This is a genomic window from Streptomyces sp. NPDC059853 (assembly GCF_042731495.1).
GTDB lineage: Bacteria > Actinomycetota > Actinomycetes > Streptomycetales > Streptomycetaceae > Streptomyces.
This window is the reverse complement of the sequence record NZ_JBHWJL010000228.1, coordinates 1-8,702: the sequence shown is the minus strand read 5'-3', so window position 1 is coordinate 8,702 and position 8,702 is coordinate 1. Positions and strand designations below refer to the sequence as shown.

General features: G+C 73.7%; 10 protein-coding genes. 2 read left to right on the top strand and 8 right to left on the bottom strand.

Annotated features, from left to right (window positions below):
* On the bottom strand, positions 1 to 225 hold a 225-nt coding region (locus ACFV5N_RS20710; RefSeq protein WP_385601843.1), incomplete at its 3' end, for an I78 family peptidase inhibitor.
* A 441-nt stretch (positions 226 to 666) separates the two neighbouring features.
* On the opposite strand from ACFV5N_RS20710, the gene ACFV5N_RS20705 reads away from it, so the two are divergent.
* Positions 667 to 1,479 carry a hypothetical protein gene (locus ACFV5N_RS20705; RefSeq protein WP_385601841.1) on the top strand — a complete coding sequence of 271 codons (813 nt, stop codon included), beginning with the start codon at positions 667 to 669 and terminating at the stop codon, positions 1,477 to 1,479.
* A 79-nt stretch (positions 1,480 to 1,558) separates the two neighbouring features.
* Positions 1,559 to 1,942 carry a hypothetical protein gene (locus ACFV5N_RS20700; protein WP_385601838.1) on the top strand — a complete coding sequence of 128 codons (384 nt, stop codon included), beginning with the start codon at positions 1,559 to 1,561 and terminating at the stop codon, positions 1,940 to 1,942.
* A gap of 60 nt (positions 1,943 to 2,002) precedes the next feature.
* Here the strand turns inward: ACFV5N_RS20700 and der are convergent, their stop codons facing one another.
* The 7 genes from der to ACFV5N_RS20665 form a co-directional block, all read right to left on the bottom strand.
* Positions 2,003 to 3,472 carry a ribosome biogenesis GTPase Der gene (gene der / locus ACFV5N_RS20695; RefSeq protein ID WP_385601835.1) on the bottom strand — a complete coding sequence of 490 codons (1,470 nt, stop codon included), beginning with the start codon at positions 3,470 to 3,472 and terminating at the stop codon, positions 2,003 to 2,005.
* A 106-nt stretch (positions 3,473 to 3,578) separates the two neighbouring features.
* Positions 3,579 to 4,238 (bottom strand): lysophospholipid acyltransferase family protein, encoded by a 660-nt coding sequence (locus tag ACFV5N_RS20690; RefSeq protein ID WP_385601833.1) that lies wholly within the window; start codon positions 4,236 to 4,238, stop codon positions 3,579 to 3,581.
* Entirely contained in the window at positions 4,235 to 4,936 is a 702-nt protein-coding gene (cmk, locus tag ACFV5N_RS20685) for a (d)CMP kinase (RefSeq protein ID WP_385601830.1), read from the bottom strand. Before cmk ends, ACFV5N_RS20690 begins: the two co-directional genes overlap by 4 nt.
* Positions 4,937 to 5,083: 147 nt before the next feature.
* Positions 5,084 to 6,169: a prephenate dehydrogenase gene (locus ACFV5N_RS20680; RefSeq protein ID WP_385601827.1), complete on the bottom strand. Its 1,086-nt coding sequence runs from the start codon at positions 6,167 to 6,169 to the stop codon at positions 5,084 to 5,086.
* Between the two features lie 29 nt (positions 6,170 to 6,198).
* Positions 6,199 to 7,182, bottom strand: coding sequence for a pseudouridine synthase (locus tag ACFV5N_RS20675; RefSeq protein ID WP_385601825.1), 984 nt, complete (start codon positions 7,180 to 7,182; stop codon positions 6,199 to 6,201).
* On the bottom strand, positions 7,182 to 7,793 hold the full coding sequence (scpB, locus tag ACFV5N_RS20670; protein ID WP_385601822.1) for an SMC-Scp complex subunit ScpB: 612 nt from the start codon (positions 7,791 to 7,793) through the stop codon (positions 7,182 to 7,184). The genes ACFV5N_RS20675 and scpB overlap by 1 nt, the downstream gene beginning before the upstream one ends.
* Positions 7,786 to 8,640: a segregation and condensation protein A gene (locus tag ACFV5N_RS20665; RefSeq protein ID WP_385601845.1), complete on the bottom strand. Its 855-nt coding sequence runs from the start codon at positions 8,638 to 8,640 to the stop codon at positions 7,786 to 7,788. The genes scpB and ACFV5N_RS20665 overlap by 8 nt, the downstream gene beginning before the upstream one ends.
* Between the last annotated feature and the right edge of the window lie 62 nt (positions 8,641 to 8,702).

The window sequence follows — 8,702 nt, the reverse complement described above, 5'->3', positions numbered from 1 at the left end:
GCCCTGCCAGCAGCGCACCACCTCACCGTCCTTGACCGCGAGGTTCAGCCGCCCCGGCATGTACTCCATGGTGATGATGGCGTCCGGCGCGAGCCGCCGCACCGTGCCCCAGCCGCGCTCGGCGGCCAACTGTTCGGCGCGCTCGGCGGCCAGGCCCACATAGGTCTCGGGGTCGTCGTCCGGCGTCTGGGGGCGTTCGGGGCGCCAGGGCTGCGAAGGGGTCATGGGCCCACCGTAGGCCGGGGCCCGGCGCCCCGGGAAGTACCGGGTCCAGGTCCCGCCCGGATCAGCGGACTGTCACGCTTTCGTCACGGTGCATCCGGCCGGTCGGCCCCGGCGGGCTCGTGCGGTTCCTGTAATGGAAAATCGCCCCGGCATTCGAGGGGGAACGGCCGGGAAAAGCACCGGAACCCGCGGTGCGGGCGTCCCGGAATGGCCGTCCGGCGAACGGCCGCTTTTTCTCCGCGCCCCCGTGGGGCCGTCCGGTCCCGGCGCACGCCCGCTCCCCGCACCCCCGCCCGAGGCTCGCGCACCTGTACGAACCGGACGGTTCCGCGTACTCGTGTGTGCGAAACACACGCCCTCGGCGTGACCCTCGCGCCGCCCGGGCCGTTGTGCACGGGGCCCGCGACGGCTGCGGGCCGAGATTCCCAACCGAGGAGCCACATGTCCCCCTTGCTCGACGTCAGTGACGAGGTACGCGCCGAGATCGGCGACACCGAAGCGGAACGGCTGCTCGCGGGCGAGAACGCCCCGGGCACCTATGACTGCACCTCCTGCCGCACCCCGGGCGACACCGGCCAGGAGCGCACCTCCACCGTGCTCTTCGTCGGCGGCGAGACCGCGGTGCTCGCCTTCGCGCACGCGGCCTGCATCCCGTCCCAGGTGGTGTCGGTCTCCGAGGAGCAGCTGCGCGGTGCGGTGGCCTCCATCACCGGCCAGTCCACCGTCGCCGAGGGCCAGACGCCCGGGGTGCCGTCGGCGGCCGAGCTGGAGGACAGCAGCGGCCAGGTGGTCCTCGGGGTGACCTGCGGGCAGATCCTGATCGGCGAGGAACTCTACCCGGCGCTGGTGGTGGAGCCCTCCGGTCCGGTGGCCCGTCCCGGCTCGGACGGCCCGGGCGACGATTTCCTGCCGCTGCTGATCGAGGCCGGCTTCCTGCCGGTCACCGATGTCTCCGCCGCGCCCGCCCAGGTGCCCGGCTGGTCGGTGCTGCTGGCCATGGGGCAGCTCCACTCGGTGCTCCAGGCCGACGCCGCCACCGGGCAGACCGCCGCCTGGTGGCAGGCGCACCAGCCGCTCGCGGTGACCGAGGGCTGGCGCACCACCGCCAACCAGAAGCAGATGGTCCTGGTGTACGCGGCGCCGGCCGGCTCCATCGGCCAGCAGCCGCGCGAGGACCTGCTGCGCGAGGCGCTGGAGAAGGCGGCGGCCGGCGGGCTGCTGGTGGCCGCCGCGATGCCGCTGGCGGGCACCTGAGCCGTCCTCGCCACTGAAGCGATCAGGTATCCGGGGCCGGCGCCCCGCATCCGCCGCCCCGGATGATCGTTGACCGGACGTGCACCCTTACGAATCCACCCGACCCCAGCATTCCCCCGGCCACGCCGCGATCCCCGGCCAGCTCGGCTCCCCCGCCCGCCGGGGACCGTACGATCAGGGCCGGTCCGGCTCGGAGACGCCGATCTTCGACTCGCTCTACGACGAGTACCGGCGGCTGTTCCGGGCGCTGCCCGGGGACCGCACGGGCGAGGAGGAGCTGCGGTTCGAGGGGTTCGGCACCATCCACGGCACCGGCACCAGCGGCGGGACGGCGAGCTGGCGTTACTACGGGCGGCCCGAGCAGGGGCACCTTCCCGGCGCGTACTACCCCGGGGAGGTGTCCGTGCCCGGCCGGAACTTCCCGGCCGCGCTGCCGCCCGCGCGGCGCGACGCGGGCGGCTGAGACGGGACGGCGCGCGGTGCGCCGGTCCCGGCGCGCGGCGGCGGTCCGGCGCGCCGGCGGCTACTTCTTCACCCGGCCGCGCTTCTCCCGCACCCGCACCGACACCTTGATCGGGGTCCCCTCGAAGCCGAACTCCTCGCGCAGCCGCCGCTCGATGAACCGCCGGTAGCCGGCCTCCAGGAAGCCCGAGGCGAACAGCACGAACCGCGGCGGCTTGGTACCCGCCTGGGTGCCGAACAGGATCCGGGGCTGCTTGCCGCCGCGCACCGGGTGCGGGTGGGAGGCCACCAGCTCGCCGAGGAAGGCGTTCAGCTTCCCGGTGGGCACCCGGGTCCCCCAGGACTCCAGCGAGGTCTCGATCGCCGGGACCAGCTTCTCCATGTGGCGGCCGGTCTGCGCGGAGATGTTCACCCGGGGCGCCCACTGCACCTGGACGAGATCGCGTTCGATCTCCCGCTCCAGATAGAAGCGGCGCTCCTCGTCCAGCAGGTCCCACTTGTTGTACGCGATCACCAGGGCCCGGCCCGCCTCCACCGCCATGGTGATGATGCGGGTGTCCTGGACGCTGATCGGCTCGGTGACATCGATGAGGACGACCGCCGCCTCCGCCTTCTCCAGGGCGGCGGCGGTGCGCAGCGAGGCGTAGTAGTCGGCGCCGTCCTGGAAGTGGACCCGGCGCCGGATACCGGCGGTGTCCACGAAGCGCCACACCTTGCCGCCGAGGTCGATCAGCTCGTCCACCGGGTCCCGGGTGGTCCCGGCGGTGGCGTCGACGACGACCCGGTCCTCCTTGGCCACCTTGTTCAGCAGCGAGGACTTGCCGACGTTCGGCCGCCCGATCAGGGCGATACGGCGCGGCCCGCCGGGGGCGCTGCCGAAGGTCTGCGCGGGCGCCTCGGGCATGGCCTCCAGCACCGCGTCCAGCATGTCGCCGGTGCCCCGCCCGTGCAGTGCGGAGACCGGGTACGGCTCGCCGAGGCCGAGCGACCACAGATAGGCGGCGTCCGCCTCGCCCGAGGGGCCGTCGACCTTGTTGGCGCACAGCACCACCGGCTTGCCGGCCTTGCGCAGCAGCCGCACGACGGCCTCGTCGGTGTCGGTGGCGCCGACCGCCGCGTCCACCACGAAGACGACCGCGTCGGCCGCCTCGATGGCGTACTCGGCCTGGGCGGCGACCGAGGCGTCGATGCCGAGGACGTCCTGCTCCCAGCCGCCGGTGTCCACCACCTTGAAGCGGCGGCCGGCCCACTCGGCCTCGTAGGTGACGCGGTCCCGGGTCACACCGGGGCGGTCCTCCACGACCGCCTCGCGGCGGCCGATGATCCGGTTCACCAGCGTCGACTTGCCGACATTCGGCCGGCCGACGACGGCCAGCACCGGCAGCGGCCCGGCGTTCGCCGCCGCCAGCTCGCTCTCGATCTCCTCGGCGTCGAAGCCCTCCTGCGCGGCCAGCTCCATGAACTCCGCGTACTCGGCATCGCCCAGCGCGCCGTGCCCGCCCGCGTCGCCGGGCTCGATCTGGTCGTTCATGGGTGTGGTCCTCAATGCGAAGAGACGGAAATACGGAAGGTGTCGCAGGGGCGGGGGAAAGGCGGCGCGGCCGGCCGGACGCCGGGGCCGCCTCCTCCAGTGTCGCTCAGCGGCCGGTGAGCCGCCGCGCCTTTTCCAGATGGCCGGTCAGCCCGTCCCGCAGCCGCTCGGTGGCGGCGTCCAGCGCCGCCCTGGTCCGCCGGCCGCCCTCGCCCACCGTGAACGGGTCGCCGAAGACCACGTCGATCCGGCCGCGGAGCGGGGGCATCCCCGGTATCAGCGTGCTGCGCCGCTCGTTGCTGCCCAGCACCGCCACCGGCACCACCGGGGCGCCCGAGCGCACCGCGAAGTACGCCAGGCCCGCCCGCAGCGCCGCGAAGTCGCCCTCGCCCCGGCTGCCCTCGGGGAAGATGCCCAGCACCCCGCCGCCCTTGAGGACGTCCAGGGCGGTGCCGATCGCGGTGCGGTCGGTGGTGGCGCGGTCCACCTCGATCTGGCCGATGCGGCGCAGGAACGGGTCGAGCGGCCCGATGAACGCTTCCTTCTTGATCAGGAAGTGCACCGGGCGGGGTGCCACGCCCATCACCACGGGCCCGTCGACGTTGTGCGTGTGGTTGACGGCGATGATCGCCGGGCCGCTCGCCGGTACCCGCCAGGCGCCCAGCACCCGGGGCCGGAACAGCCCGTAGACCAGGCCGACACCGATGCGGCGCCCGACCTCGGCGCCGCGCTCGGCGGGTGGGACGGGGATACGGGAGACGGTCACGGCCGCGGCTGCTTCCGTCCCGCGTCCTCGACCACGGTGATCACCCAGGAGATGACCTGCTCCAGGGTCAGCTCGGTGGTGTCCAGCTCGGTGGCGTCGTCCGCCTTGGCCAGCGGGGAGGTGGTGCGGCCGGAGTCGGCGGCGTCCCGCTTGATCAGCGCCTCGCGGGTGGCGGCCAGGTCGGGCGCGCCCGGCGCCGTGCCCCGCAGTTCGCCGCTGCGCCGGGCGGCGCGGGCCTCCGGATCGGCGGTCAGGAAGATCTTGACGTCGGCGCCGGGGAGCACGGTGGTGCCGATGTCCCGGCCCTCCACCACGATCCCGTCCGGTGCCTGGGCCGCGATGGTGCGCTGGAGTTCGGTGATCCGGGTGCGGACGGCGGGAACCGCGCTCACCGCGCTCACCGCGCCGGTCACCTCGGCGGTGCGGATCGGGCCGGCCACGTCCGTACCGTCCACCGTGATGGTGGGGGCCAGCGGGTCGGTGCCGGAGACGATCTCCGGCTTGCCGGCCACGGCGGCGACGGCGGCCGGGTCGTTCACGTCGATGCCGTTGCTGAGCATCCACCAGGTGATGGCGCGGTACTGCGCCCCGGTGTCGAGGTAGCCCATGCCCAGCCGCGCGGCCACCGCCTTGGAGGTGCTGGACTTACCCGTACCGGAGGGTCCGTCGATGGCGACGATGACGGGATGTGCGGACACGTGGCTGCGCACCTTTCTCAGCGGCGGGCGGGGAGAGCGGGCGCGCTTCCTGGATCAGGCAGCGGATGGCCCCGGCCAAGGGTACCGGCACCCCGTGCCCCTCCCGCGCCCCGCCCGGGCTTCCCGCACAGGTGTACGGAGGGTGGGTCACTGCCGTATCGACCAGCCGCGCTCGCGCAGCCAGGCGATGAGCCGGGGCGCGGCCAGCGGGTCGACCATCAGCTGGGCGAGGCCCGCCTGCTGACCGGTGGCGTGTTCGATCCGGACGTCCTCGATGTTGACGCCGGCCGCGCCCGCGTCCGCGAAGATCCGGGCCAGCTCGCCCGGCCGGTCGGTGATCGGCACCCCGACCGTCTCGTAGACGACGGGCGCCGTGCCGTGCTTGCCCGGCACCCGCTCCTGCCCGGCGTTGCCGCGCCGCAGCAGCGACTCGATACCGGCCAGGCCGTCCGCCCGCCGCTCCGGATCGCCGGACTCCAGGGCGCGCAGCGACCGGACGGTCTCCTCCAGATCCGCGGCGAGCGCGGCCAGCACATCGGCGACCGGGCCGGGGTTGGCGGACAGGATGTCCAGCCACATCTGCGGGGTGGAGGCGGCGATCCGGGTCACGTCGCGCAGGCCCTGCCCGGACAGCCGGACCGCCGCTTCGTCGGCGTCCCGCAGCCGGGCGGCCAGCAGGCTGGAGACCAGCTGCGGGGTGTGCGAGACGAGGGCGACCGCCCGGTCGTGGGCGTCCGCCTCCATCACCACCGGGACGGCGCGGCACAGCGCGACCAGTTCCAGCACCAGGTTCAGCACCTCGGTGCGGGTCTCGGGGGTCGGGGTGAGCACCCAGGGCCGGCCCTCGAACAGGTCGGCGGTGGCCGCCAGCGGCCCCGAGCGCTCCTTGCCGGACATCGGGTGGGTGCCCAGGTACCGGGACGGGTCGCCGCCGAGCCCGGCCAGCTCGCGGCGCGGCACGCCCTTGACGCTGCCGACATCGATGCATCCGTCCGCCACTGCGCGCCGCTGCACCTCGGCCACCGTCGCCGCGATGTGCGCGGGCGGCACGGCGATCACGGCCAGCTCCACCCGCCCGGTCACCGGGTCCTCGGTGCCGGCCCCCAGCGCGGCGGCGGTGCGCACCTGGTCCGGGTCCCGGTCCTCCAGGTGCACCCGGACGCCGCGGGCGCTGAGGGCGAGGGCGACGGAGGTACCGATCAGACCGGTGCCGATGACCAGGGCGGTGCGCATCCGACCAGCGTAATGGGGTCAGCGGGGGGTCACAGACCGACCTCCCGCATCAGCTGGCCCACCTCCGTGTTGGTGAGCCGGCGCAGCCAGCCGGACTTCTGGGAGCCGAGCGACAGCGGGCCGAAGTGGGTACGGACCAGCTTGTCGACGGGGAAACCGGCCTCGGCGAGCATGCGGCGCACGATGTGCTTGCGGCCCTCGTGCAGGCTCACCTCGACGAGGTAGTTGTTCCCGGTGTTCTCCACGACCTTGAAGTGGTCGGCGCGGGCGTAGCCGTCCTCCAGCTTGACGCCCTCCTTGAGCCGCTTGCCCAGGTCGCGCGGGATGGGGCCGCGGATGGCCGCGAGATAGGTCTTCTTGACCCCGTAGCGCGGGTGGGTCAGCCGGTGGGCCAGCTCGCCGTGGTTGGTGAGCAGGATGAGGCCCTCGGTCTCGGTGTCCAGCCGGCCGACGTGGAAGAGCCGGGTCTCGCGGTTCTGCACGTAGTCGCCCAGGCACTGCCGGCCCTCGGGGTCCTCCATGGAGGCGACGACGCCGGCCGGCTTGTTGAGCGCGAAGAACAGGTAGGACTGGGCGGCGACGGTCAGGCCGTCCACCTTGATCTCGTCCTTCTCGGGGTCGACCCGGCGGCCCTGCTCGGTGACGATCCTGCCGTTGACCTCGACCCTGGCCTGCTCGATCAGTTCCTCACAGGCCCGGCGGGAGCCGAGTCCGGCGCGCGCCAGCACCTTCTGCAGCCGCTCGCCCTCCGGCTCCCCGTGGGTCTTGGGCAGCTTGGGCGCCGGCTTGGTGTGCCGGGCGCGGTTGCGCTCCTCGATCTGGGCGTCGTACTCCCGGGACCGGGCGGGCGCCGCCCGCTTGCGGGCCGGCTTGCCCGGGGCGCCGGGCCCGCCCTGCTTGCCGTACCTGCGCTCTTCGGGACGGGGGGGTTTGCCCGTCCGCTTCTGCTTGTCGTCGCGGCTGTTGCCCGCGCCCCGGTGGTTCCGGTTGCTGTTGTTGCCGCTGCTTCGCATCAATGATCCGTAGGAGTCTCGCCGCTGTCGTCTGCATCGAACGACGGCACTCCTTCCCGGCTCTCGCCCTCGACCTGATCGGCCTCGGGCAGGAACGGAGCCAGCTGCGGGAGCTGGTCCAGGCCGGTGAGGCCCAGCCGCTCCAGGAAGTAGTGAGTCGTCCCGTACAGGATCGCACTAGTTTCGGGTTCGGTGCCCGCCTCCTGGATCAGCCCGCGCTGGAGCAGGGTGCGCATGACCCCGTCGCAGTTCACTCCGCGCACCGCCGAGACCCGTGACCTGCTGACCGGCTGCCGGTAGGCGACGACGGCCAGGGTCTCCAGGGCGGCCTGGGTGAGCCGGGACTGCTGCCCGTCCAGCACGAAGCTCTCCACGGCCTCCGCGTACCGGGCGCGGGTGTAGTAGCGCCAGCCGCCGGCGACGTGGCGCAGCTCGAAGCCGCGGTCCTGGACGGTGTACTCGTCGGCCAGCTCGCGCAGCGCGTCACCGATCTCCCGGCGCGGCCGGTCCAGGACCTTGGCCAGCGCCTCCTCGTTGACCGGCTCGTCGACGACCATGAGCACGGCTTCCAGGGACGGCTTGAGCGCGGGCGAGGGGGCCGGGTCACTCATCGGATGCCTCCTGATCGAACTCGTCGGTCACCAGCGGGTCTCCCGCCTGCTCCGGTGTGCCGCTCCAGCGCACCAGCAGCGGCCCGAGGGCTTCGGGCTGGTCGAGGTGGACGGCGCGCTCGCGGTACAGCTCCAGCAGGGCGAGGAAGCGGGCCACGACGGTGAGGGTGTCGGGGGCGTCGGCGGTCAGCTCGGCGAAGCTGGCCTGCCCGGCGGCGCGCAGCCGGCCGACGACCACGGCGGCCTGTTCCCGGACGCTGACCAGCGGGGCGTGGATGTGGTCGACGTAGACCTGGGGCACCGGCTTGGGCTGCATGGCCTTGGCGGCGAGGGCGGCGAAGCCCTCGGGGCCGACGCTGATCATCACCTCGGGGAGCAGCTGGGCGTGGTGCGGTTCGAGGCCGACGGTCCGGGGGTGGCGGCGGGCCTCGGCGGCGAGCCGTTCGGCGAAGATCTCGGCGACGCGCTTGTAGGCGCGGTACTGGAGCAGGCGGGCGAACAGCAGGTCGCGGGCCTCCAGCAGCGCCAGGTCGCCTTCGTCCTCGACCTCGGCGGCGGGCAGCAGCCGGGCGGCCTTGAGGTCGAGGAGGGTGGCGGCGACGACGAGGAACTCGGTGGTCTGGTCGAGATCGCCGTCCGGGCCCATGGCGCGCAGATGGGCGAGGAACTCGTCGGTGACGCGGGCGAGCGCGATCTCGGTGACGTCGAGTTTGTGCCGGGAGATCAGCTGGAGCAGCAGATCGAAGGGGCCCTCGAAGTTGTCGAGGACGAGCCGGAACCGGCCCTCGCCGGGCGCCGGGGCGGTGGCGGCCTGCGGGTCGGGGGCCGTCTGCGGGTCGGGGGCCAGGTGCGGGGCACCGCCGCCCGGTGCGGGCCGCGCCGTGCCGTCGTGGTCGCACTCGCTCCGGT

What these genes read in the sequence shown, in the direction of transcription:
- ACFV5N_RS20705 (WP_385601841.1), top strand. Translation starts at nt 667, where the DNA reads ATGTCCCCCTTGCTCGACGTCAGTGACGAGGTACGCGCCGAGATCGGC.
- der (WP_385601835.1), bottom strand. Translation starts at nt 3,472, where the DNA reads ATGAACGACCAGATCGAGCCCGGCGACGCGGGCGGGCACGGCGCGCTG.
- ACFV5N_RS20680 (WP_385601827.1), bottom strand. Translation starts at nt 6,169, where the DNA reads ATGCGCACCGCCCTGGTCATCGGCACCGGTCTGATCGGTACCTCCGTC.
- ACFV5N_RS20675 (WP_385601825.1), bottom strand. Translation starts at nt 7,182, where the DNA reads ATGCGAAGCAGCGGCAACAACAGCAACCGGAACCACCGGGGCGCGGGC.
- scpB (WP_385601822.1), bottom strand. Translation starts at nt 7,793, where the DNA reads ATGAGTGACCCGGCCCCCTCGCCCGCGCTCAAGCCGTCCCTGGAAGCC.